The organism is Nocardioides candidus, from assembly GCF_041321175.1.
In the GTDB taxonomy this organism is placed as follows: domain Bacteria; phylum Actinomycetota; class Actinomycetes; order Propionibacteriales; family Nocardioidaceae; genus Nocardioides.
The window spans coordinates 623137-646354 of the sequence record NZ_JBGGWC010000002.1 but is presented as its reverse complement, the minus strand read 5'-3'; the positions used below and the strand labels follow the sequence as shown (position 1 = coordinate 646354).

Annotated in this window: 27 protein-coding genes and 1 riboswitch; of the genes, 12 read left to right on the top strand and 15 right to left on the bottom strand. The window is 72.2% G+C overall.

Translation table 11 applies throughout. The features are described 5' to 3' along the window. Positions 1–13 precede the first annotated feature (13 nt). Entirely contained in the window at positions 14–1699 is a 1686-nt protein-coding gene (locus ACAX67_RS12800) for a FumA C-terminus/TtdB family hydratase beta subunit (RefSeq protein ID WP_527891020.1), read from the bottom strand. Positions 1700–1764: 65 nt separating this feature from the next. Between ACAX67_RS12800 and ACAX67_RS12795 the strand changes: the two genes are divergently transcribed. The 8 genes from ACAX67_RS12795 to thiC all read left to right on the top strand — a co-directional run bounded on the left by ACAX67_RS12795 (position 1765) and on the right by thiC (position 8397). Beyond that, positions 1765–2838: an NAD(P)-binding domain-containing protein gene (locus ACAX67_RS12795; RefSeq protein WP_370704233.1), complete on the top strand. Its 1074-nt coding sequence runs from the start codon at positions 1765–1767 to the stop codon at positions 2836–2838. Positions 2839–2856: 18 nt separating this feature from the next. Continuing rightward, positions 2857–2968: riboswitch (TPP riboswitch) on the top strand. Beyond that, positions 2966–3574 (top strand): thiamine phosphate synthase, encoded by a 609-nt coding sequence (thiE, locus tag ACAX67_RS12790; protein WP_370704232.1) that lies wholly within the window; start codon positions 2966–2968, stop codon positions 3572–3574. (Overlaps the previous riboswitch by 3 nt.) A 1-nt stretch (position 3575) precedes the next feature. Continuing rightward, positions 3576–4532 carry an FAD-dependent oxidoreductase gene (locus tag ACAX67_RS12785; RefSeq protein ID WP_370704231.1) on the top strand — a complete coding sequence of 319 codons (957 nt, stop codon included), beginning with the start codon at positions 3576–3578 and terminating at the stop codon, positions 4530–4532. Continuing rightward, a complete protein-coding gene (gene thiS, locus ACAX67_RS12780; RefSeq protein ID WP_370704230.1) occupies positions 4529–4729 on the top strand; it encodes a sulfur carrier protein ThiS in 201 nt (66 codons plus the stop codon). The genes ACAX67_RS12785 and thiS overlap by 4 nt, the downstream gene beginning before the upstream one ends. Further along, positions 4726–5490, top strand: a complete 765-nt coding sequence (locus ACAX67_RS12775) for a thiazole synthase (RefSeq protein WP_370704229.1) — start codon at positions 4726–4728, stop codon at positions 5488–5490. Before thiS ends, ACAX67_RS12775 begins: the two co-directional genes overlap by 4 nt. Further along, positions 5487–6041: a thiamine phosphate synthase gene (locus ACAX67_RS12770; protein ID WP_370704228.1), complete on the top strand. Its 555-nt coding sequence runs from the start codon at positions 5487–5489 to the stop codon at positions 6039–6041. Before ACAX67_RS12775 ends, ACAX67_RS12770 begins: the two co-directional genes overlap by 4 nt. After that, a complete protein-coding gene (locus ACAX67_RS12765) occupies positions 6038–6730 on the top strand; it encodes a hydroxymethylpyrimidine/phosphomethylpyrimidine kinase (RefSeq protein ID WP_370704227.1) in 693 nt (230 codons plus the stop codon). Before ACAX67_RS12770 ends, ACAX67_RS12765 begins: the two co-directional genes overlap by 4 nt. After that, positions 6727–8397 carry a phosphomethylpyrimidine synthase ThiC gene (thiC, locus tag ACAX67_RS12760; protein ID WP_370704226.1) on the top strand — a complete coding sequence of 557 codons (1671 nt, stop codon included), beginning with the start codon at positions 6727–6729 and terminating at the stop codon, positions 8395–8397. The genes ACAX67_RS12765 and thiC overlap by 4 nt, the downstream gene beginning before the upstream one ends. Here the strand turns inward: thiC and ACAX67_RS12755 are convergent. Beyond that, a complete protein-coding gene (locus tag ACAX67_RS12755; protein ID WP_370704225.1) occupies positions 8383–9186 on the bottom strand; it encodes an enoyl-CoA hydratase in 804 nt (267 codons plus the stop codon). The genes thiC and ACAX67_RS12755 overlap by 15 nt on opposite strands. 64 nt (positions 9187–9250) lie before the next feature. On the opposite strand from ACAX67_RS12755, the gene ACAX67_RS12750 reads away from it, so the two are divergent. Next, entirely contained in the window at positions 9251–9574 is a 324-nt protein-coding gene (locus tag ACAX67_RS12750; RefSeq protein ID WP_370704224.1) for a DUF1905 domain-containing protein, read from the top strand. On the opposite strand, the gene ACAX67_RS12745 is transcribed toward ACAX67_RS12750, so the two are convergent. Then, a complete protein-coding gene (locus tag ACAX67_RS12745; protein WP_370704223.1) occupies positions 9575–9964 on the bottom strand; it encodes a VOC family protein in 390 nt (129 codons plus the stop codon). 23 nt (positions 9965–9987) lie between these two features. On the opposite strand from ACAX67_RS12745, the gene ACAX67_RS12740 reads away from it, so the two are divergent. After that, positions 9988–10815, top strand: a complete 828-nt coding sequence (locus ACAX67_RS12740) for an arylamine N-acetyltransferase family protein (protein ID WP_370704222.1) — start codon at positions 9988–9990, stop codon at positions 10813–10815. On the opposite strand, the gene ACAX67_RS12735 is transcribed toward ACAX67_RS12740, so the two are convergent. After that, the gene (locus ACAX67_RS12735; protein WP_370704221.1) at positions 10787–11551 is read right to left on the bottom strand and encodes a glycosyltransferase; all 765 of its coding nucleotides are present in this window, start codon (positions 11549–11551) and stop codon (positions 10787–10789) included. The genes ACAX67_RS12740 and ACAX67_RS12735 overlap by 29 nt on opposite strands. Before the next feature lie 6 nt (positions 11552–11557). After that, the gene (locus tag ACAX67_RS12730; protein ID WP_370704220.1) at positions 11558–12046 is read right to left on the bottom strand and encodes a glycosyltransferase family protein; all 489 of its coding nucleotides are present in this window, start codon (positions 12044–12046) and stop codon (positions 11558–11560) included. 87 nt (positions 12047–12133) lie between these two features. On the opposite strand from ACAX67_RS12730, the gene ACAX67_RS12725 reads away from it, so the two are divergent. Then, positions 12134–12724, top strand: a complete 591-nt coding sequence (locus ACAX67_RS12725) for a TetR/AcrR family transcriptional regulator (protein ID WP_370704219.1) — start codon at positions 12134–12136, stop codon at positions 12722–12724. A 148-nt stretch (positions 12725–12872) separates the two neighbouring features. Here the strand turns inward: ACAX67_RS12725 and ACAX67_RS12720 are convergent, their stop codons facing one another. The 5 genes from ACAX67_RS12720 to ACAX67_RS12700 all read right to left on the bottom strand — a co-directional run bounded on the left by ACAX67_RS12720 (position 12873) and on the right by ACAX67_RS12700 (position 18172). Continuing rightward, a complete protein-coding gene (locus ACAX67_RS12720; protein WP_370704218.1) occupies positions 12873–14072 on the bottom strand; it encodes an ABC transporter ATP-binding protein in 1200 nt (399 codons plus the stop codon). Positions 14073–14076: 4 nt separating this feature from the next. After that, on the bottom strand, positions 14077–14961 hold the full coding sequence (locus ACAX67_RS12715; protein WP_370704217.1) for a carbohydrate ABC transporter permease: 885 nt from the start codon (positions 14959–14961) through the stop codon (positions 14077–14079). Beyond that, positions 14961–15914: a carbohydrate ABC transporter permease gene (locus ACAX67_RS12710; RefSeq protein ID WP_370704216.1), complete on the bottom strand. Its 954-nt coding sequence runs from the start codon at positions 15912–15914 to the stop codon at positions 14961–14963. Before ACAX67_RS12710 ends, ACAX67_RS12715 begins: the two co-directional genes overlap by 1 nt. Further along, complete coding sequence (locus tag ACAX67_RS12705) at positions 15911–17167, bottom strand: extracellular solute-binding protein (protein WP_370704215.1); 1257 nt, start codon at positions 17165–17167, stop codon at positions 15911–15913. Before ACAX67_RS12705 ends, ACAX67_RS12710 begins: the two co-directional genes overlap by 4 nt. 69 nt (positions 17168–17236) lie before the next feature. After that, on the bottom strand, positions 17237–18172 hold the full coding sequence (locus tag ACAX67_RS12700; protein ID WP_370704214.1) for an alpha/beta fold hydrolase: 936 nt from the start codon (positions 18170–18172) through the stop codon (positions 17237–17239). Between the two features lie 59 nt (positions 18173–18231). Here ACAX67_RS12700 and ACAX67_RS12695 point away from each other — a divergent pair, with 59 nt between their 5' ends. Beyond that, positions 18232–19065: an esterase/lipase family protein gene (locus tag ACAX67_RS12695; protein WP_370704213.1), complete on the top strand. Its 834-nt coding sequence runs from the start codon at positions 18232–18234 to the stop codon at positions 19063–19065. 114 nt (positions 19066–19179) lie between these two features. On the opposite strand, the gene glpX is transcribed toward ACAX67_RS12695, so the two are convergent. From glpX to ACAX67_RS12670, 5 genes are all read right to left on the bottom strand, one after another. Continuing rightward, complete coding sequence (gene glpX / locus ACAX67_RS12690; protein ID WP_370704212.1) at positions 19180–20190, bottom strand: class II fructose-bisphosphatase; 1011 nt, start codon at positions 20188–20190, stop codon at positions 19180–19182. A gap of 64 nt (positions 20191–20254) precedes the next feature. Further along, positions 20255–21220 (bottom strand): ABC transporter ATP-binding protein, encoded by a 966-nt coding sequence (locus tag ACAX67_RS12685; RefSeq protein ID WP_370704211.1) that lies wholly within the window; start codon positions 21218–21220, stop codon positions 20255–20257. Then, a complete protein-coding gene (locus ACAX67_RS12680) occupies positions 21217–22011 on the bottom strand; it encodes an ABC transporter permease (RefSeq protein WP_370704210.1) in 795 nt (264 codons plus the stop codon). Before ACAX67_RS12680 ends, ACAX67_RS12685 begins: the two co-directional genes overlap by 4 nt. Beyond that, positions 22008–22766 carry a molybdate ABC transporter substrate-binding protein gene (gene modA, locus ACAX67_RS12675; RefSeq protein WP_370704209.1) on the bottom strand — a complete coding sequence of 253 codons (759 nt, stop codon included), beginning with the start codon at positions 22764–22766 and terminating at the stop codon, positions 22008–22010. The genes ACAX67_RS12680 and modA overlap by 4 nt, the downstream gene beginning before the upstream one ends. Continuing rightward, positions 22763–23176, bottom strand: coding sequence for a TOBE domain-containing protein (locus ACAX67_RS12670; protein ID WP_370704208.1), 414 nt, complete (start codon positions 23174–23176; stop codon positions 22763–22765). The genes modA and ACAX67_RS12670 overlap by 4 nt, the downstream gene beginning before the upstream one ends. Positions 23177–23218 lie beyond the last annotated feature (42 nt).

Sequence of the window (23218 nt, the reverse complement as noted above, 5' to 3'; positions counted from 1 at the left end):
TATGACGTCCGGGCTACTCCGCGGAGCGCACTCGGATGCCGCTGATGGGGACGGTGACGGCGCCGGAGGGATCGGTGAAGAAGTCGTTGCCCTTGTCGTCGACGACGATGAAGGCGGGGAAGTCCTCGACCTCGATCTTCCAGACGGCCTCCATGCCGAGCTCGGGATACTCCAGCACCTCGACCGACTTGATGCAGTCCTGGGCCAGCCGCGCGGCGGGGCCGCCGATGGAGCCGAGGTAGAAGCCGCCGTACTCGGCGCACGCCTCGGTGACCTGCTTGCTCCGGTTGCCCTTGGCGAGCATCACCATCGAGCCTCCCGCGGCCTGGAAGGACTTCACGTAGGAGTCCATCCGGCCGGCCGTGGTCGGGCCGAACGATCCGGACGCGAAGCCCTCGGGCGTCTTGGCAGGGCCGGCGTAGTAGACCGGGTGGTCCTTGAGGTACTGCGGCATGTCCTCGCCCGCGTCGAGGCGCTCCTGGATCTTGGCGTGCGCGATGTCGCGCGCGACGACGAGCGGGCCGGTCAGCGAGAGCCGGGTCTTGACCGGGTGCTGCGCGAGCGTCGCGAGGATGTCGCTCATCGGCTGGGTGAGGTCGATCTTCACGACCTCGCCGCCCTGGATGAGGTGCTGCTCCTCGGTGTCGGGGAGGTACTGCGCCGGGTCGGTCTCGAGCTGCTCGAGGAAGACGCCCTCGGCGGTGATCTTGCCGAGCGCCTGGCGGTCGGCGGAGCACGAGACGGCGATGGCGACCGGGCAGCTCGCGCCGTGGCGGGGCAGGCGCACCACGCGGACGTCGTGGCAGAAGTACTTGCCGCCGAACTGCGCGCCGATGCCGAAGGACTGGGTCAGCTTGAAGACCTCCTCCTCGAGCTCCTTGTCGCGGAACCCGTGGGCGCTCATGGAGCCTTCGGTGGGGAGGTTGTCGAGGTAGTGCGCGCTGGCGTACTTGGCGGTCTTGAGGGCGAACTCCGCGCTGGTGCCGCCGATCACGATCGCGAGGTGGTACGGCGGGCAGGCCGCTGTGCCGAGGGAGCGGATCTTCTCGTCGAGGAAGCTCAGCATCCGCTTCGGATTGAGGATCGCCTTGGTCTCCTGGAAGAGGAAGGACTTGTTGGCCGAGCCGCCGCCCTTGGCCATGAAGAGGAACTTGTACTCCGGTCCCTTCTCGCCCTGCGCGGTCGAGTAGAGCTCGATCTGCGCCGGCAGGTTGGTGCCGGTGTTCTTCTCCTCGTAGGTGGTCAGCGGTGCGAGCTGGCTGTAGCGGAGGTTGAGCCGGGTGTAGGCGTCGAACACGCCCCGGCTGATCGCCTCGGCGTCGTCGGCGCCGGTGAGCACGCCCTCGGACTTCTTGCCCATCACGATCGCGGTGCCGGTGTCCTGGCACATGGGCAGCACGCCGCCGGCCGAGATGTTGACGTTCTTGAGCAGGTCGAGAGCGACGAAGCGGTCGTTTCCGGACGCCTCCGGGTCGTCGATGATCTTGCGCAGCTGCGCCAGGTGCGCGGGCCGCAGGTAATGGCTGATGTCGTGCATCGCCTCGGCGGTGAGCCGCTGGATCGCCGCCGGGTCGACCTTCAGGAACGTCTGCCCGTCGGCCTCGAACGTCGAGACGCCCTCGGTGGTCACGAGGCGGTAAGGGGTGTCGTCCTTGCCGGTCGGGAGGAGGTCGGAGTAACGGAACTCTGCTTCAGCCACGGTCAGCGAGGATACGCGCGCCCGCGGGTCGGGCATACGCCGCGTCCGGCGTTGGTTGACGTGTCATGCACGTGTCCGACTCCCTCGTGATCGGCGCAGGGCAGGCCGGCCTGTCGGCGTCCTTCCACCTCCGTCGCCTCGGCATCGACCACGTCGTGCTCGACGCCGACGAGGGGCCGGGCGGCGCGTGGCAGCACCGCTGGGACTCGCTGTCGATGGACGACGTGCACGGCGTGGCCGACCTGCCCGACGGTCCCGCCCCCGGCCGCGGCGGCGACCGGGCCAACGTCGTGATCCCCGGCTGGTTCGGCGCCTACGAGCGTGCGTTCGACCTGCCGGTCCTGCGGCCGGTCCGGGTCGACCGCGTCGAGAGCGCGGGCGACCTCCTCGTCGTCCGGGCGGACGCGCGCACCTGGACCACGCGCACCCTCGTCAACGCGACCGGCACCTGGACGCGGCCCTTCGTGCCGTCGTACCCGGGCGCGGAGACGTTCCTCGGCGAGCAGCTCCACACGGTCGACTACCCGGGCCCGGAGCACTTCGCGGGCAAGCGGGTCCTGGTCGTCGGCGGAGGCGCGTCGGCCGTGCAGTTCCTCGGCGAGCTCGCGCCGCTGACCGACGTGCTCTGGGTGACCCGCCGCCCGCCCGTGTGGCGCGAGGAGTGGGGCGAGCACGCGGGTCGTGACGCGATCACCCTGGTGCAGCAACGGGTCGCCGCCGGCCTGCCGCCCGCGAGCGTCGTCAGCGTGACCGGGCTGGGCCTGCGCCCGCAGGAGCAGGAGGCCGCGCGCCTCGGGGTGTACGACGCCCGGCGGCCGATGTTCGAGCGGATCGAGCCGGACGGGGTGCGCTGGGCCGATGGGTCGTTCGAACCCGTCGACGTGATCCTCTGGGCGACGGGCTTCCGCCCGGCCGTGACGCACCTGGCGCCGCTCCGCCTGCGGAGCCCGCTCGGCGGGATCGCGCTGGAGATGGTCGGCAAGGACGTGCAGACCGCGGTCACCTCCGTGGTCGACCCGCGTGTCCAGCTGGTCGGTTACGGACCGTCCGCGAGCACGATCGGCGGCAACCGCGCGGGACGGGCCGCGGCGCTCGCCGTACGGCGTCACCTCCGGGAGCGGTCGACGCTCTCCGCATGACCTGCGCTAGCGTGGAGGCACATCCACCACGGGAGTCCGCGGCAGCGGGCTGAGAGGGAGCTGGAGCCGCTCCGACCGTCGAACCTGATCCGGGTCATGCCGGCGCAGGAAGCGAAGGAGCAGTCCCATGCGTCGTGTCGTCGAGGTCCCGCGCCTCACCTGCCTGGTCTCCGACAAGGACGACCACTCGTTGCTGTCGGCGTTGGCGGAGGCCGGGGTCGACGGCTTCCAGGTGCGCGCCAAGGAGTACGGCGGCCGCGCCCTCCTCGCCCTGACCGAACGGGTGCTCGGGGCCGTCGCCGGCAGCGGCGCGCGCGTGATCGTCAACGACCGCCTCGACGTGGCGCTTGCATCGGGGGCGCACGGCGTGCACCTCGGCGCGACCGACCTGCCCGTCGCCGACGCGCGGCGGGTCGCACCCGACCTGATCGTGGGCGCGACCTGCCGGACGCGTGAAGCGGTCGTGCGCGCGGCGCTCGACGGCGCCGACTACGCCGGGATCGGGCCGGTCTTCGCGACGACGAGCAAGGCCGGCCTGCCCGCGCCGATCGGCCCGGCCGCGGTCGCCGCCGCGGCCGGCGTCCTGCCGCTGGTCGCCATCGGTGGCATCGATGCGGAGCGTGCGCCGCGGGTCCTCCTCGCGGGCGCGCACGGGGTCGCCGTCATCGGCGGGATCTGGCGACATCCGGACCCGGTCGCAGCAGCGAAGGAGCTGGCCGCGGCCCTCGGAGCCTGAGGTGCGCGCCAGGATCCTGGGCGCCGGGATCGTGGGCCTGGCGGTCGCCGCCGAGCTGCGGCGCCGCGGGCACGAGGTGACCGTGATCGACCCCGCGCCGGGGAGCGGTGCCTCCTTCGCCGCGGCGGGGATGCTCAGCCCGTCGGCCGAGCTGTGGCACGGCGAGGCGGCGCTGCTGGAGCTGGGACGGGAGTCCCTCGCGCTCTGGCCGGACCTCGCCGACGCCCTCGGCGTGCCCCTGCACGCCACCGGCACCCTGCTCGTCGGTCATGACGCCGGCGACCGCCAGCAGGTCGCCCGGCAGGTCGCGCTGCTCGAGCGGCACGGTGCCGCGGTCGAGTGGCGCGAGGAGGGTGTGGCGCTGCTCCCCGACGAGGCCAGCGTCGACGCGCGTGCCGTGGTGGCCGCGCTCCTGGACCGGGTGCCGGTCGTCCCGGCCGACCCCGGGGGCCACCACGACGTCACGGTCCTCGCGACGGGCGCGTGGCTGCCGCCGCCGTACTCCTCGATGGTGCGGGGTGTCCGCGGCGAGATCCTGCGGCTGCGCTCCGACGACCCGCCGCGGCGCACCGTGCGCGGCTGGGTCTACGGCGAACCGGTCTACCTGGTGCCGCGGCCGACGGGTGAGGTCGTCGTCGGCGCGACCAGCGAGGAGCACGACGCGGCGCCGGTCGTCACGGCGGGAGGGGTGGCGCGGCTGCTCGCGGCGGCCCGGCTGCTCTGGCCGGCGCTCGACCGCGCCGAGCTGGTCGAGGCGGTCGCCCGCGACCGGCCGGGGACGCCGGACAACCTGCCGCTCGTCGGACCGGTCGCCGACGGCGTCGTGCTCGCTGCCGGCCACTACCGCCACGGCGTCCTGCTCGCGCCGCTCACCGCACGGCTCGTGGCCGACCACCTCGAGACCGGCGCCGTCCGGGCGCCGCTCGACCCCCGCCGACTCCTGGAAGGAGCCCGATGAGCATCACCGTCAACGGCGAGACCGAGACCCACCGCGGGACGATCGCCGACCTGCTCGCCACCCGTCTCGCCGACCCGTGCCCGCGCGGCGTCGCCGTGGCCGTCGGCGGGGTGGTCGTCCCGCGCGCCGACTGGCCGCGGCGGCGGCTCGTGGAGGGCGACGTCGTCGAGGTCGTGACGGCGGTGCAAGGAGGATGACGCCGCTCACGATCGCCGGGCGCGCCCTCTCCTCGCGGCTCCTCCTGGGCACGGGCGGGCTGCCGAGCCTCGCGCTCCTGGAGCCGGTGCTCGCGGCGGCCGAGCCCGGGCTGGTCACCGTCTCGGTGCGCCGCACCTCGTCGACCCGTGACGGCGGCTTGCTCTCGGTGCTCCGGCGCTACGGCGTGCCGGTCCTGCCCAACACCGCCGGGTGTCTCTCCGCACGTGAGGCGGTGCTGACCGCCGAGCTGGCGCGCGAGGCGCTGGAGACCGACTGGGTCAAGCTCGAGGTGGTCGGCGACGAGGCGTCGTTGCTCCCCGACGCGGTCGGCCTGCTGGACGCGGCCGACCAGCTGGTCCGACGCGGGTTCACCGTGCTGCCCTACACCACCGACGACCCGGTGCTGGCCCGCCGGCTGGCGGACGTCGGCTGTGCGGCCGTCATGCCGCTCGGGTCGCCGATCGGGTCCGGGCTCGGGGTCCTCAACCCGCACGCCATCGAGACGGTCCGGGCCGCGGTCGCGGTGCCGGTCGTGCTCGACGCCGGCGTCGGCACCGCCAGCGACGCCGCGCTCGCGATGGAGCTGGGCTGCGACGCGGTCCTGGTCGCCACGGCGATCACCCGTGCCGACGACCCGGTGGCGATGGCCGGCGCCCTGCGGCTGGCGGTGGCTGCGGGCCACGCCGCCCGTGGGGCCGGCCGGATCCCGCGCCGTTCCACCGCCCGTGCCTCCTCCCCGATGTCCGGGCGGATCTCGTGACCCGCCTCGTGGTGGTGACCGACCGGGCCCAGCTGGCCCTCGGGCGAGGTCTGCTGCGGACCGTCCGCGAGTGTGTCGAAGCCGGGCTGGGGGCGGTCCTCGTGCGCGAGCACGACCTCCCGCCAGCGCGGCGGCACGCGCTGGTGGCGGCGCTGGCCGCGATCGAGGGCCTGACCGTGGTCTCGAGCCGTCTCGACGACCCCGCCGCGCACGGCGTCCACCTCGCGGCGCACCAGCCGGTGGTCGTCGGCCGGTTCGGGCGCTCCTGCCACAGCCGGGCCGAGGTCGCCCGCGCGGCGGAGGAGGGCGCGCGCTGGGCCACGCTGTCGCCGTACGCCCTCAGCGGGAGCAAGCCCGGCTACGGCCCACCCCTCCCGATCGAGGAGTACGCCGGCCTGCCCCTGCCGACCTACGCGCTCGGCGGCGTCACCGCTGCCAACGCAGCGGAGGCGGTCGGCGCCGGCGCCCGCGGGGTCGCCGTGATGGGTGAGGTCATGCGCGCGCCCGATCCGGCCGGCGTCGTGCGACGGCTCCTCGAGGTGCTCCGGTGACCCCGCCCGTGGTGCTCACCGTCGCCGCGACCGACTCCGGGGGCGGGGCAGGGATCGCCGCCGACCTGGCCACGTTCGCCGCGCTCGGCGTGCACGGCGCGTGCGTGGTCACGGCCGTGACCGCCCAGGACACCCGCGGCATCCGGGCGATCCACCCGGTGCCGGCGGAGGTGGTGGCGGCCCAGCTCGACGCGGTGCTCGACGACCTGCCGGTCGCGGTGGTCAAGACGGGGGTGCTGGCCACCCCCGCCGCGGTCGTGTGCCTGAGCACCCGCCTGAGGTCGTGCTCAGGCACACGACCCCTCCTCGTGGTGGACCCGGTGCTCCGCGCCTCCACCGGCGCCACCCTCGCCGGCCCGGCGATGATCGCCGCCTACGAGGAGCACCTGTTTCCGATCGCCGACGTGGTCACGCCCAACGAGGACGAGCTCGAGGCGCTCGGTCGCCCGGACCACCCCGGCCTGCTCGTCACCCGCGGCGGTGCCGTCGTGACCACCAACGACCACGGCACCGGCTGCACCTACAGCAGCGCCCTCGCGGCCCACCTCGCCCACGGTGCCGACCTCGGCACCGCAGCTGACGCGGCGGCGGCCTTCGTCGCCCAGCAGCTGCTCGTCAGCCAGGACTGGCAGCTCGGCCGTGGCCGAGGGCCCGTCGCCCACACCATCCCCGAAGGAGCACGCCCGTGACCGTCCACCCCGCCCACACCCGCATCGAGGTCGGCGACCTGCGCGTCCCGTTCACGCGGGTCGCGCTCACCAACGGTGAGACGTTCGACCGCTACTGCACCGAGGGCCCGGGCAGCGATCCCCAGCAGGGCCTCCCGCCGCTGCGGGCCCCGTGGATCGCGGGCCGCGCCGACACCGAGGAGTACGACGGCCGGGAGACCCGCCTCGTCGACAACGGCCGCGCGGCCGTCCGCCGCGGCGAGGCCCGCGGTGAGTGGCGCGGCGCGCAGCGCCCGCCCCGCCGGTCCACCGGGCGGGCGGTCACCCAGCTCGCCTACGCGCGCGCCGGCATCGTCACCGAGGAGATGCGCTACGTCGCCGCTCGCGAGTGCTGCGACGTGGAGCTGGTGCGCAGCGAGGTGGCCGCCGGGCGCGCGATCATCCCGGCCAACGTCAACCACCCGGAGTGCGAGCCGATGGTGATCGGCCGGCGCTTCCTGGTGAAGATCAACGCCAACATCGGCAACAGCGCCGTCACCTCCTCCATCGCCGAGGAGGTCGACAAGCTCACCCACGCGATCACCTGGGGCGCCGACACCGTCATGGACCTCAGCACCGGCGACGACATCCACACCACGCGCGAGTGGATCGTGCGCAACAGCCCGGTCCCGATCGGCACCGTTCCGATCTACCAGGCGCTCGAGAAGGTCGACGGCGAGGCCGACCGGCTCACCTGGGAGATCTTCCGTGACACCGTGATCGAGCAGTGCGAGCAGGGGGTCGACTACATGACGATCCATGCCGGCGTGCTCCTCGCGCACGTGCCGCTCACCGCGAACCGCGTCACGGGCATCGTCTCCCGTGGCGGCTCGATCATGGCCGGGTGGTGCCTCGCGCACCACGAGGAGAACTTCCTCTACACGCACTTCGACGACCTGTGCGCGATCTTCCGGCAGTACGACGTCAGCTTCTCCCTCGGCGACGGGCTCCGTCCGGGCAGCACCGCCGACGCCAACGACGCCGCGCAGCTCGCCGAGCTGCGCACCCTCGCCGAGCTGACCGGTCGCGCCTGGGATCACGACGTGCAGGTGATGGTCGAGGGGCCCGGCCACGTGCCGCTGCACCTGGTCGAGGAGAACGTCCGGCTCCAGCAGGACTGGTGCCACGGTGCGCCGTTCTACACGCTCGGCCCGCTCGCGACCGACGTCGCGCCCGGCTACGACCACATCACCAGCGCCATCGGTGCGGCGACGATCGCGATGCACGGCACCGCGATGCTCTGCTACGTCACGCCCAAGGAGCACCTCGGCCTGCCCGACCGCGACGACGTGAAGACGGGCGTGATCACCTACAAGCTCGCTGCCCACGCGGCCGACGTCGCCAAGGGCCACCCGGGCGCGCGCGACTGGGACGACGCACTGTCGCGGGCGCGGTTCGAGTTCCGCTGGCACGACCAGTTCGCGCTCTCCCTCGACCCCGTGACGGCGGAGTCGTTCCACGACGAGACGCTGCCGGCGGAGGGGGCCAAGACGGCGCACTTCTGCTCGATGTGCGGCCCGAAGTTCTGCTCGATGCGGATCAGCCAGGATGTGCGCGAGCGGTTCGGGGCGGAGATGGAGCAGAAGTCGGCGGAGTTCCTCGCCCTCGGGGGCACGGTCTACGTCGAGGAGGCGTCAGTCCCGCGGTGAGGCGGCCTGCGCCTGGGTGCGGCCGCGGTCGGTGACGGCCTGCCGGCGCTGCTCGAAGCCGGACGGGTCGACGCCGGCGCTCCACGACTCGGCCACCTGCGCCTCGAGGAGCCATGCGTCGCCGCCGGCGAGCAGGGCACCGTCGGCGTAGGTGTCGAAGAGGCGGCGCACGGCCGACTGGTCGCTCGACACGATGTCGGCGGCCAGCCGGCGCGCCGCGGGCAGGAGGTCGTCGTGCGGCACCACGTGGTTGACCAGGCCCCAGGCCTGCGCGGTCTGCGCGTCGAGGAAGTTGCCGGTCGCGCTGAGCTCGCGGGCCCGCCGTACTCCCACCGCCTGGGGCAGCAGCACGCTCAGGCCCCACCAGGGCTGCAGCCCGACCCGGGCGTGGGTGTCGGCGAAGCGCGCCCGCTCCGAGGCGACGAGGAAGTCGCAGGCCAGCGCGAGCTCGAAGCCGCCGGTGATCGCCGCACCGTTGATCGCGCCGATGACCGGCTTGGTGAGGCGCGGGAGCGGTCCGCGGTCGCGCACGGCCTGGTCCGGTCGCGGCCGGGTGTCGAAGAGGCGGGGGTCGCCGGAGCCCACGGCCTTGAGGTCGAGGCCGGCGCAGAAGGCCGGGTCGGCGCCGGTGAGCACCAGCACGTCCACCTCGTCGTCGGCCTCGGCGGACGCGGCGGCGGCCACGAGCTGCTCGAGGAGGTCGCCGTCGATGGCGTTGCGCGCCTCGGGTCGGTTGAGGGTGATGGTCGCGATGCGCTCAGCGGTCTCGGCCAGGACGAGGTCGGTCATGACCGTGACAGTAGTGCTGTCACGGTCGCGTGTCACCGTCGGCGCGGTCAACTACGCTCGGCGCGTGGAGTTCGAGTTCTCGGCGAGCGTGATCGAGTGGCGGGGGCCCGCGCCGTTCTTCTACGCCGACATCCCGGCCGACGACAGCGACGACGTCAAGGACGCCGCGAAGGGCCTGGAGTACTGGGGCCAGGTGCCGGTCGTCGTCGTCATCGGCGACACGCGCTTCACGACCGCGCTCTTCCCGAAGGACGGCCGCTACCTGCTGCCGCTCCGCACGGACGTACGGCGGGCCGAGGGCATCGAGCTCGGGATGACGGTCGAGGTGGGGATGGACCTCAACCGCGAGGGCACCCGCCCCGACGTGACCCGCCGCAACCTGGGCTGATCAGTCGCCCTGGAAGAGCGTCAGGTGCACCTCTCCGGGTGCGTCGAAGCGGGCGTTGAGCGACTGCCACGGCGTGAGGGTGGGCGGCGCTACCGGCATCGCCCCACCCTCGAGCGCCGCCGCGGTCGCGGCCTCGCAGTCGTCGACCTCCAGGGCGACCCGGAAGTGCGGAGCGACCCGGCTGCCGACCTCGACCTCGTCGATGTAGTCGATCTGGGCGTCGTTGCAGAGCTCCAGCGTCGCGCGTCCGGCGTCGAGGATCGTGACCTCGGCGCCGCCGGGGCCGGAGAAGGCCTCGGCCTGCGGCATGCCGAGGGAGTCGCGGAAGAAGGCGAGGGCGCCTTCGTAGTCGGAGGCGTGGACGACGAGGCGGAGCTGGCGGACAGTCATGCACCGCACCCTACGATCGCCGCATGACCGAGAGCCCGTGGCAGATCGACGAGCTCGACCTCGACGGCTACCTGGCCCGGCTCGGCGTGGCCGCCGAGCCGCCGGGCCGGGCCGGGCTCGACGCGTTGCACGAGGCTCACGTGCGCACCTTCACCTTCGACAACATCGACGTGCTGCTGGACGCCCATCCCGGCGTCACCCTCGCCGTGCTGAACGAGAAGTTCGTCGGCCGGGGGCGCGGCGGCTACTGCTTCGAGCACTCGACGGTGTTCGCGGCGGCGCTCGAGCGACTCGGCTACGAGGTGCGCCGTCACCTGGGCCGGGTCGGCGACCCCGCCACGGGCAGCGTGCAGGGTCGCACCCACATGACCGTCGAGGTGCTCCTCGACGGCGAGCGGCTGCTCTGCGACCCGGGCTTCGGCATGAGCCTGCTGCGTCCCGTGCCGCTGGTCGACGGCGCCGAGAGCGACCAGCGCGGTTGGCCCTACCGCGTGCGTCTCGACGAGGAGGGCGGCTGGCAGCTGCTGCGGCTGCGCGACGGCGACTGGGAGGTCACCCACACCACCGACGAGCTGCCCGTGCGACCGGTCGACGTGGTCATCGGCCACCACTACACGAGCACCTTCCCGGCCTCGCACTTCCGCAGCACCTTGATGATCACCCGGCACGAGGAGGGCCGGCACGTCACGGTGACCGCCACCCACGTGACCGTACGACGGCCGGGCGCCCCCACCGAGCACAGGGACCTGCGCCCCGGTGAGCTGCGCGTGTGGCTGGCAGCGCTCGCCGTACCGCTCACGGAGGACGAGGAGCAGCGGCTCCTCAGCCGCGTGGCCGGCCTGTCGGCCTGAGCCGCTCGACGGGCAGCAGCGTCTCCGCGGCATCGGCGAACCGCGCCGGCGAGCCGGCCGGGTCGAGCTGCTCGGCGACGGCACGCGCCGCGGGCGCGAGGGCCCGCGCCTGCCGTACGGCGTCGCGCAACCGTTCCGCGGTGAGCTGCTTCGGCTTCAGGCTGATGCCGGCCCCGGCCTCCGTGACGCGCCTCGCGACCTCGGGCTGGTCGCGACCGAACGGCACGACGACCATCGGCACGCCCGCCGAGGCCGCCTTCGTCACGATGCCCATGCCGCCGTGGCACACGACGACGGCGGCCTCGGGCAGCACGTGCCCGTGCGGCACGAACCGCTCGACCCGCACGTTCGCCGCGTCGGGGAGCGTCGTGTCCTCGAAGGCGTCGGCGAGGGTGACCAGCACCCGCACCGGCTCGTCGCGCAGCGCCTCGACCGCCACCCGGGCGAGGTCCTGGTCACCCTGGTACTCGGTCGAGCAGGTGACCAGCACCCAGGGGTCGCCGGGCTCGTCGAGGTAGTCGGGCCGGGCGGTCGGGACGTCCCAGGGCTGGGTGCCGACGAGGTGCATGTGGGGCGGGAGGTCGGTCCGCGGGTACTCGAGCGGCTCGGCCGTCAGCGTGATGACCGCCGTCGCCTCGGTGTAGACCTCGAGCACCGAGCGCTGCTCGGGCAGCCCGGCGTCGCGACGCAGCTCGTTGAAGCCGGGCATCATCGCCTTGCCGAAGGCCCGTTCCACGGCCTTCTACAGCACGGCGTCGCGCAACCGGCCGACCGGTCCGCGCCGCGGCGGCAGGCCGAGCCCGTACGGCGGCACGCCCCGCCCGGGCCACGGCAGCACCGACGGGATCAGCATGGCCCACGGCAGGCCGGACGCAGCGGCACGGGCCATCGCGCCGTACGCGATCGAGTCGACGAGGAGGGCGTCCGGTGCGAGGTCCGCCACGGCCCTCGCGAGGTCGGGTCCGTTGAACCGACCGCGACGCATGAGGTCGACCTGGCCGGCGTGGAGCCGGTCGCTGTCGGTGGTCGCGAGGTAGTCGGTCACCTCCACCTCGAGCACCTCGGCGGGCAGCGGCTCGGTGGTGAGGCCGGCGGCGCGGAGCGCCTCGACCAGGGACGGCAGCGCGCGGACGTGCACCTCGTGCCCGCGCCGCTGGAGCTCCAGCAGCCCGGGCACGTAGGGCAGCGTGTGGCCGACGGCGGGGGTCAGGTAGGCGAGGAATCGGGACATGGGGGGCTCCGGTGGTGCGGGGGAACTGATATTGGTTAGTATGGGAGCCAAATCGTTTGTGTCAAGTCCAAATGAAAGGATGGGCGGGTGTCACCACGACGTTACGAGATGTCCGGCCGCTCCGCAGCGATGCAGCGGACCCGGGAGTCGATCCTCGACGCGGCGGCTGAGATGTTCACGCCCGCATGGTTCGACGAGGTGACCCTGGGTGACGTCGCTCGTGCCGCCGGCGTCTCGCAGCAGACGGTCGTCAACCACTTCGGCAGCAAGATCGGCCTCTACCGCGCCGGCCTGGCCGAGCGCGTGGTGCCCCGGCTCACGGAGCTCCGCGGGGAGGTGGACCCCGGCGACGTCAGCCAGGCGGTGGCCGCCGTCCTGCGCGACTACGAGCTGACCGGCGACGGCACCTGGCGGATGCTGGTGGTCGCCGCGCGCGAGCCCGACCTCGCGGACACCGCCGAGGGCGGGCGCGCCTGGCACCGCGCCTGGGTCGAGAGGGCGTTCGCCCCTGCGTTGGCGCGACGCCGGGGCGCGCGGCGCGAGCGGCTCGCCGTGCTCCTCGCGACGGTCCTCGACGTCACCACCTGGAAGCACCTGCGCCGGGACCAGGGGCTCGATGCCGGCGCTGCCGCCGACCACCTGCGCGTGCTGGTCGAAGGGGTGCTGCAGGCGGGATGACCGCTGTCGGGCGGCGAGAAGACCCGGCCGGCGCTCGCGAGCTCGCTTGACGCGTTTCCCCTGACCTACGGGTCGAGAAATCGCGAATTCTCGACCGGTAGGTAAGGGGAAACGACTCACTCGCTCGCGATCGCGGCCGTACGTCGCCTCAGACCGTCGCGACCGCTCCCGGGATCTCGCCTGCGTTGTCGTGGTCGACGGTGAGGTTCTCGCCGGTGCTGGGGTCGAAGAGGTGCATCTTGCTGGCGTCGATCCAGATCTCGGCCTCCGAGCCCTCGGTGATCCGGCTGGCACCGTCGAGGTTGATGACGAGCTGGGTGCGCATCGCCTCGCCGTCGAGGTCCTTCTCGAGCTGCTGCAGCTGCGCGGCGACCTCGGGCGGCGCCTCGAACGGCAGGTAGGCGTAGGTCTCGTTGCCGAGCCACTCCACCACGTCGACGGTCGCCCGGAAGGTCGACCCGGAGCCGCTCTTGCCGGCGATGGTGGCGTCCTCGAAGTGCTCGGGACGGATGCCGGCGATCAGGAGACCGCGGTCGGCTGCGCGCGCGAGTCGGGACGAGTCGGGCAGCTCGACGGTGCCGAACGGCAGCTTCACCTGGTTGCCGGACACCTCGGCCGGCAGGAAGTTCATCGGCGGTGACCCGATGAAGCCGGCGACGAACAGGTTGCCGGGGTTCTCGTAGAGCTCGCGCGGGGTGGCGAGCTGCTGCAGCACACCGCGCTTGAGCACGGCCACCCGGTCGCCGAGCGTCATCGCCTCGGTCTGGTCGTGCGTGACGTAGACGGTCGTGATGCCGAGCCGCTTCTGCAGGCGGGCGATCTCGGTGCGCATCTGCCCGCGCAGCTTGGCGTCGAGGTTGGACAGCGGCTCGTCGAAGAGGAACGCGTCCGCCTGGCGCACGATCGCGCGCCCCATCGCGACCCTCTGGCGCTGGCCGCCGGAGAGGTTGCCCGGCTTGCGCTGCAGGTGCTCCTCGAGCTCCAGCGTCGAGGCCGCGTCCTTCACCAGGCGGTCGACCTCGGCGTTGTCCATCTTGGCCAGGCGCAGCGGGAAGGCGATGTTCTCGTAGACGGTGAGGTGCGGGTAGAGCGCGTAGTTCTGGAAGACCATCGCCAGGTTGCGGTCGCGCGGCGCGAGGTCGTTGACCCGTCGGTCGCCGATCTTGAGATCGCCGGAGGTGATGTCCTCGAGGCCGACGATCATCCGCAGCAGCGTCGACTTCCCGCAGCCTGATGGGCCGACGAGGATCATGAACTCGCCGTCGGCGATGTCGATCGACACGTCGTTGACGGCGGGGAAGCCGTCGCCGTACTTCTTGACGAGGTGGTTGATGGTGATCGAGGCCATGGGTCTATCCCTTCACTGCGCCGGAGGTGAGCCCTGCGACGATCTTTCGCTGGAACAGCAGCACGATGACGATGATCGGGACGGTGACCACGACCGACGCGGTCGCGAGCTGTCCGTAGGGTGGGTTGAACGGGTCGGCGCCGACGAAGAACGACATCTGGGCCGGCACCGTGCGCGAGCTGGTCGTCGAGGTCAGCGAGATGGCGAGGACGAACTCGTTCCACGCGAAGAAGAAGGTCAGGATCGCCGCGGTGAAGACACCGGGAGCGGCGAGCGGCACGATCACCTTGCGGAAGGCCTGCCACGACGTCGCCCCGTCGACCTGCGCGGCCTGCTCCATCTCCCACGGGATCTCGCGGAAGAAGGCGGACAGCGTCCAGATCGCCAACGGCAGCGTGAACGTCATGTAGGGGATGATCAGGCCCGGCCAGGTGTTGAACAGGTGGAACGTGCGCCACATGTCGAAGAGCGGCCCGACCAGCGACACCACGGGGAACATCGCGATCGCCAGCGCGAGCGAGAGCACGAGACGCTTGCCCCGGAACTCCAGGCGGGCGATGGCATAGGCGGCGAGCGTGGCGAAGACGACGCTCAGCGCGGTGGCGATCAGCGCGACGCCGAACGAGTTCAGCAGCGCGCGGAGGAACGCGTCGGACACCGTCGGGTCGGGCGTCGACCCGTCGCTGAGGGTGCCGAAGCCGAGGATGGTCTTGTAGTTGTCCAGCGTCGCGTCCTGCGGCAGGAAGTGCGGACTTCCGGCCCCGGTCTCCGCTGCCGACTTGAAGGACAGCGAGATGATCCATGCGACCGGCAGCAGGCACCACACCAGGATCACCACGAAGCCGACCGACGTGCCGGCCAGGGAGCCGGCTCGGGACTTGCTCGACATCAGCCCTCACCCCTTGCCTGGGCCAGGTCGACCCGGAACAGCTTGACGATCAGGAAAGCCAGCAGCAGCACCGTGAGGAACAGCAGGACCGACAGCGCCGAGCCCAACCCGAGCTGGAACTGCTCGATCACCTGCCGATAGGTCAGGAACGACGACGACTCGGTGTCCTGGGCGCCGCGGGTCATCACGAAGATGTTGTCGAAGATCCGGAAGGCGTCGAGTGCCCGGAACAGCACGGCGACCATGATCGCGGCCCGCATGTTCGGGAGGATCACCTTGAACAGCCGTTGCCACCAGGTCGCGCCGTCGACCTGGGCCGCCTCGAGCATGTCCTCGCTGACCTGGGAGAGCCCGGCGAGGAGCAGCAGCGACATGAACGGCGTCGTCTTCCAGATCTCGGACACCATGATCGCGAACATCGCGGGCCAGTGGTCGCCGAACCAGTTCGTGTTGTCGCTGATCCACGGCAACCAGGAGAACCAGCTGTTCACCCATCCGTTGTTGAGGCTGAAGGTGAACTGCCAGGCGAAGGCAGAGACGACGGTGATGATCCCGTAGGGGATGAGGATCGACGTGCGGATCGCACCGCGGGCGAAGATCACCTTGTGCATCACCATCGCGAAGACGAAGCCGATGACGAGCTCGACCGCGACGGTGACCACCATGATGATGACCGTGTTGACGGTGTCCTTCCAGAACAGGCCGTCACCGAGCACCGTCGCGTAGTTGCCGATGCCGACGAACTCCTTCTCGTCGGGAGTCGTGAGCCGGTAGCGGAAGAGCGACAGGTAGAGGGCCTGGATCATCGGCCACGCCGTGACCAGGAGCATGACGACCACGGCTGGCGCCACGAGTCTGATGCCCAGCTTGTTCTCAGCCGACGAGCGGTCGCTCGCGACGGCCTTCTTGGCCGGCACGGGGGCGCCGACGGGGGCCTGCGCAGTCGTTGTCACAGGAGGCTCCTTTGCTGCAGCACGTCCTCGATGAACTTCTGCGCGTCAGCCGGTGTGTCCTTGTCGACCGAGGACGGTGGGTGGAAGCGGCTGATCAGAGCACCGGAGATGTCGCTCCAGTACGGCGTCACGGTGCGCGGCGCCGCTGCGTCGAGGCTCTGCTGGAAGAGGTCGAGCAGGTCCTGAGGGTAGATCTTCTTCAGCGCGGGCCACTTGTAGCCCTCCGGGCTCGACGGCATGTTGCCGGTCAGCTCCGCGTTGAGGCCCTGGTTGTCAGGGCTGGTGATGCACTCGAGGGCCTTGATCGCCTCGTCCTCGTGGTCGGAGTACGCGCTCACCCCGATCCCGATCCCGCCGTACGGCGGCCGCGACTCCTCGCCGGCCACCGTCTGCGGGTAGCGGGTGTAGCCGATGTCCTTGACGACGTCCTCCGGGTAGCCGGCGCCGGTCAGCACGTAGGTCCAGTTGACCATGAACGCACCGGTGTCGCCCCCGAAGGTGGTGCCGGCCTGGCCCTCCTGGGCGATCGACATGTCCGGCGGCGCTGCCTTCGACCTGGCGAGCTCGGCGATGACGCCCGCAGCGTCCTCGCCCGCCGGGGAGTCCACCTCGATGGTGGCGTCGGCCCCCTTCTCCGTGTCCGTCGCGATCTCTCCTCCCGCTCCTGAGATCAGGGCGTTGATCCAGACGGCGTACCCCTCGTACTTGTTGGACTGGACGGCGACCGTGCCGCCGTTCTTGGAGGCGGCTTGGATGATCTGGTCCCAGGTGACGGGCTGCGACATGTCGATCCCGGCCTTGTCCGCGAACGACTTGCGGTACCAGAGCACCTGGGTGTTGGACCAGAAGGGCGCGACGACCAGCTGGTCGTCCCACGTGGCCGCCTCGACCGCTCCGTCGAAAGCCTGGTCGCGGAAGCGCTGCTGCATGTCGTCGGGGATCGGGGCCAGGTAGCCGGCGTTGGCGAACTCCGCGGTGTAGGGCGGGTCGATGCTCATGAGGTCGATCGCCGGGTCCTCGGCCGCCAGTCGTCGGGCGAGCTGGATCCGCTGCTGGCCGGCGTCCTGGGGGAGGACCTGGGTGTCGATCTCGAACCCGAGCTTCTTGCTGCAGGCCGCCGCGACCGCCGCCTGGCCGCCGGTGTCCGGGTTGGTGTACCAGACGAGCGCGTCGTCGGACCCGCCGCAGGACGACAGCAGCGTGGCGACGAGACCTAGCGATGCAGCGGTAGCGAGCACTCCCGAGCGTTTCACCATTGAGCCCTCCCGATGTGTGACCCCCGACACACATTCCACCGGGAGGGAGGTTCTTGTCTAGACCGATTAAGCCTTTCGTTTCCGGGTAGCACTTGTGGCCGTCCTGCGGATCGCGGCTGCGAAGGTCTCGAAGAGGACGGGTGGGAGGTCGTGGCCCATGCCGTCGATGAGCAGCAGCTCGGCCCCCGGGATCGCCGCTGCGGTCGCGCGGCCGCCGGACACGTGGACCATCCGGTCCCGCAGCCCGTGGATCACGGTGGTCGGCACGGAGATCCGGGCCAGGTCAGCGGTGCGGTCGGGCTGGGTGATGACCGCCATCATCTGCCGCAGCACCCCCGACCGGCTCACGCCCCGGTCGAAGGTCTCACCGGCGCGGCTCTCCAGCGTGCCCTCGGCGGGCGGGTAGCCGGGGGAGCCGATGAGTGCCCACACCTTGAGAGCGCCGGCGAGGTAGTCCTCGCGCGTCGGGCCGCGGCCCGACAGCAGGGTCGGGATGAGGGTCGGGCTCTGCCACCCTGCCGTGCGCTGCCCCGTCGTCGACATGATGCTCGTCAAGGAGAGCACCCGCTCCGGGGCGTCGAGCGCCATCGTCTGGGCGATCATGCCGCCCATCGACACGCCGGCGACGTGCGCCGCGGGGATGTCGAGGTGGTCCAGGAGGCCGAACCCGTCGCCGGCGAGGTCGCCGAGCGTGTACGGCGGCGTGACCGGCCGCCCGAGGAACGCGCGCACCAGGTCGATCCTGCGTACCCGGTGAGGGTCGCGCGACGAGCGCCCGGTGTCGCGGTTGTCGTAGCGGATCACGAAGAAGCCCTGCTGCGCCAGCAGGACGCAGAGCTCCGCGTCCCACCAGGTCATCGGCCCCCCGAGGCCCATCACGAGCAGCAGCGGGTCGTCGTCGCGCTCGCCGAACGTCTGGTAGCACAGCTCGACCCCACCGGGGAGGGGGGCGAATAACTCTTCGGAGACCGCGACGTTGGTCTGGTCGGGTGACGCGCTCATGGATCCCAGTCTGCCGAATGGCCACCAGTTCAGGTTTCAACCAAGTTAGGGTCGGTGATATGAGCAGCGTGCTGGCGCCCTACCTGATGCCGGACGGCTTCGGCCGTCCGCCGCTCGCGTCCCTGCTGCGTGAGGGCAGCGTCGTCACCGAGGCCGGCCGGCTGGCCGTGCACCGGTCCGCTGCCCGCCGTACGCGCAGGAGGACGCCGTACGCCGGCCGCTCGGCCGTGCGCGCAGCCGAGCCGGTGCTCCTGGTGCCGGGCTTCCTCGCCGGCGACTGGACGCTCACCCAGATGGCCGCGGGCCTGAGGGAGCGCGGCTTCCGCACCTACCGCTCCTCGATCCACGCCAACGTCGGCTGCACGCTCACCGCCGCCGCACTCGTCGAGGCCCGGCTGGAGCGGATCGCCGAGCGTCGCGGCTCACGCGTGCAGATCGTCGGCCACAGCCTGGGCGGCATGATCGCGCGCGGCATCGCCGTGCGCCGCCCCGACCTGGTCGCCGGCATCGTCACGATGGGCAGCCCGATGCTCGCGCCCGGTGCCCACCACCGCCTGCTCAGCGGCGGCGTGACCGTGCTCAACCGGCTCTCGCGGGCCGGTCTGCCCGGCGTCATGTCCGTCGACTGCGTCGCGGGCCCGTGCGCCGAGACCAGCTTCAACGAGGTGTGCCAGCCGCTGCCCGCCGGCGTCGCGATGACCAACGTCTACTCGCGCCGCGACGGCATCGTCGACTGGAAGGCCTGCATCGACCCGCAGGGCGTCGCCGTCGAGATGCGTGCCTCCCACATCGGCCTGGCCCTCGACCCGCGCGTCATCCGGGTCGTGGGCGACGCGCTCCTGCGTCAGTCCTCCGCCGGCGTCGCGACCCTCTCGATCGCCGGCACGGCGTAGTCGGCGCGTCAGGAATCCCCGGTCGACCGGGGAAACTGCCACTTGTCGGGGTTTGCAAACCCCGACAAGTGAGGGAATCCCCGGTCGACCGGGGATTCCTGTGACCCGTGTGACTCAGTCGAAGTCGATGGAGCTGAACTTGCGGAGCTTCTGGAGCTGGTGCTCGGAGGTGATCGTGCGGATCGTGCCGGACCGGGAGCGCATGACCAGGGACTCGGTGGTGCAACCGCCGGCGCGGTAGCGGACGCCGCGCAGGAGCTCGCCGTCGGTGATGCCGGTGGCGACGAAGAAGCAGTCGTCGCCGGTGACCAGGGTGTCGGTGCCGAGCACGTGGTCGGGGTCGAGGTTGTGGCCGGCGTCGATGGCGCGCTGGCGCTCCTCGTCGTCGGTCGGCCACAGCCGTCCCTGGATCGTGCCGCCCATCGCCTTGATCGCGCAGGCGGTGATGATGCCCTCGGGGGTGCCGCCGATGCCGAGCAGGAGGTCGACGCCGGAGTTCGGACGTGCGGCGGAGATGGCGCCGGCCACGTCGCCGTCGGTGATGAACTTGATGCGCGCGCCCGTCGCCCGGATCTCGTCGACGAGCGAGGCGTGGCGGGGCCGGTCGAGCAGCACGACGGTGACGTCGGAGGCGGTGGCGCCCTTGGCCTTGGCGACCTGGTTGATGTTCTCGGCGACGGGGTTGCGGATGTCGACGACGTCGGCGGCCTCGGGCCCGGTGACGAGCTTCTCCATGTAGAAGACGGCCGACGGGTCGTACATGGACCCGCGCGGGGCGACAGCGAGCACGGAGATCGCGTTGCTCATGCCCTTGGCCGTCAGCGTGGTGCCGTCGATCGGGTCGACCGCGACGTCGCACTCGGGGCCGGTGCCGTCACCGACCGCCTCGCCGTTGTAGAGCATCGGCGCCTGGTCCTTCTCGCCCTCGCCGATCACGACGACGCCGTTCATGCCGATGGTCGAGATCATCACGCGCATGGCGTTGACGGCCACGCCGTCGGCGCCGTTCTTGTCGCCACGGCCCACCCAGCGGCCGGCGGCCATCGCGGCGGCTTCGGTCACGCGCACCAGCTCGAGCGCGAGGTTGCGGTCGGGGGCCGGCGGCGGCACGGCGAGGGAGCTCATGAGCCGAACCTTATCGTCCGCCGCGTGACGCCCGTGTCACGGGAACAGGGCCCGGACGGTGAATTCAGCCGCGGGCGTCGTACGTCGTCACCGCGGTCTCCTTCACCGACAGCCACACCTCGCGGCCGGGCGCCAGGGCCAGCTCGCGGGACGCCGCCGGGGTGACGTCGGCGATGAGGGGGCGCTCGCCCTCGACCTGCAGCCGGATCGCGTCGCCGTGCGGCGCGGCACCGCGTACGACGCCCTGCCACCGGTTGCGCGCGGAGTCGTCGGGCGCGTGCACCGACACGGTGACCGCGGCCGGCGAGAACGCGCGGAGCCGGTCGCCCTCGCGGATCACGTTGAGGCCGACGAGGCGCGCCACGTGCTCGGTCAGGGGGCGGGCCGCTACCTCGGCCGGCGGCCCGACCTGGGCGACCCGGCCCGCGTCGAGGACGGCGACGGTGGTCGCGAGGGTCAGGGCGTCGAGCGCGTCGTGCGTGACGAGGACGGTGATGCCGCGGAAGTCCGCGAGGTGGCGCCCGAGCTCGATGCGCAGCGTCGCGGCGACCCCGACGTCGAGACCGGTGAACGGCTCGTCGAGGAGCAGCAGGTCGGGTGCGGTGACGAGCGCCCGCGCGATCGCCACCCGCTGCGCCTGCCCGCCGGACAGCTTCGCGGGCCGCCGCCCGGCCAGGTCGGCGATCCCGAGGCGCTCGAGCCAGTCGCGGGCTGCCGACCGCGCGGCAGCCTTCGCGGTGCCGCGGGCCACGAGCCCGAAGGCGACGTTGTCGAGCGCGGAGAGGTGCGGGAAGAGGCGCTGGTCCTGGAAGACCACCCCGACGTCGCGGTCGCGCGGGGTGCGGGCGAGGAGGTCGTCGCCGACGAGCGTGGCGTGCCCGCCGGCGGCCACCAGCCCGGAGAGGGCGTGCACCAGCGTGCTCTTGCCCGCGCCGTTGGGCCCGACGACGGCGACGACGTCGCCCCGCTGGGCGGTGAGCGACGCGTCGAGCCGCCCCGGCACGACCAGGTGCGCCTCGAGGTCGTTCACGCCGGCACCAGCCAGCGGTCGCGCAGCGCGACCAGCACGGTGATCGACACCGCCAGCATCACCAGGCTGAGCGCGAGGGCGGCGTCGGCGTCGGACTGCCGCGCCACGTAGATCAGGGTGGGCATCGTCTGGGTCGTGCCGGGGTAGTTGCCGTTGAAGGTGATGGTCGCGCCGAACTCGCCCAGGGACCGCGCCCAGCCCAGCACCATGCCGGCGGCGATCCCGGGCAGGGCCAACGGCACGGTGACCCGCCGGAAGGTGGTCCAGCGGGTCGCGCCGAGGGTGGCGGCCGCGTCGTCGTACGCCGTCCCGGCGGTGCGCAGCCCGCCCTCGATCGCGATCGTGACGAACGGGAGCGAGACGAAGACGTGCGCGAGCACGACGCCCCAGGTCGTGTAGGGGAACGCGAACCCGGTCGCGTGGAGCAGCGGCTCACCGAGCAGCCCGCTGCGGCCGAAGGCCGAGCGCAGGGCGATGCCGGCGACGACCGGGGGCAGCACCATCGGCACCGTCACCAGCGCGCGGACCGCGCGCCGGCCGCGGAAGTCGACGCGCGCCAGGAGCCAGGCGAGCGGGAGGCCGAGCACGAGGCAGACGACCATGGCGATCGTGGAGGTCAGCAGCGAGAGCCACAGCGCCTGCTGCAGGGCCTCGGTGCCGAGCGCGTCGACGAGGCTCCCCGGATCGGTCGCGACGACCATCGCCCCGATCGGCACGAGGAGGAGCAGCACGGCCACCGCCGCCGGCACGAGCAGTGCCAGCGGCGCGCGGCCGAGCGGGTCGCGCGTCATGGCAGGGAGAACCCGGCGTCCTTCAACGCGGCCCGGCCCTCGGCGCCCGTGACGAGGTCGACCCACTCCTGCGCGAGGGAGGCGTCCTCGGACTGGTCGAGCGCCGCGATGGAGTACGACGTCGGCTCGCTCTCCGCGCCGTCGATCGGGATCGTCTCGACGGCGTCGCCGGCCGCCACCGCGTCGCTGGCGTAGACCAGGCCGGCGTCCGCCTCGCCCGAGGTGACCTTGTCGAGGGTGGACCGCACGTCCTCCTCGAGGCTGGCGGGCTGGGCGTCGATGCCCGCGTCGTCGAGGACCGCGAGCGCGACCCGGCCGCACGGCACCTCGTCGGCGCAGCGCACCCACGTCGCGCCGTCGAGGTCGGCCAGCGACGTGATCCCCGCAGGGTTGTCGGGTGGCGTCACGATGACGAGCACGTTGGTCGCGAAGGTCGCCGGGTCGGTGACGGCGCCGGCGTCCTGCGCCACCGACATCGACGTCCGGTCGGCGGTGGCCAGCACGTCGCCCGGTGCGCCGTCGGCGGCTTGCTCGGCGAGGTCGGTGCTCGACCCGAAGGAGAACGCGACGTCGACGCCGTCGTGGTCGGCCTCGAACTGCCGGCCCAGCTCGGTGAAGACGTCGGTCAGCGAGGAGGCGGCCAGCACCTGCAGCTTCTGGTCGCCGCCGTCGCCGTCGTCGCCGCACGCCGCGAGCGGAAGGGTGAGGGCGAGCAGGAGGGGGAGGGTCGCCGTACGACGACGGGTGCGGCTCACGCGTCCCTCCTGGCGACGGGCCTCTCGACGACCACGTTGGTGGACTTGACCGACGCGATGGCGCGCACGCCCGGCTCGAGGCCGAGCTCGGTGGCCGCCTCGGCACTCATCAGGGAGACCACGCGGTAGGGGCCGCAGACCATCTCGATCTGCGCCATGACGGCGTCCTTCACGACGCGCGTGACGATCCCCGTCATCCGGTTGCGGGCGCTCACCGAGCCCGCGCGGGTGCGGTCGCGCTCGGCGTCGTCGACGAGCGTCGCCGCGAGCGCGGCGAGGGCGGGGCCGGGGATCACCGTCGGTCCGGCCTCGGTCGAGCCCGGCAGCCGGCCGGCGTCGATCCACCTGCGCACGGTGTCGTCGCTGAGGCCGAGCACCTCGGCGGCCTCCGCGATCCGGTAAGTGGTCACGCGAGGAGTATTCCGCATCTGCGGGGATATCGACATATTTGG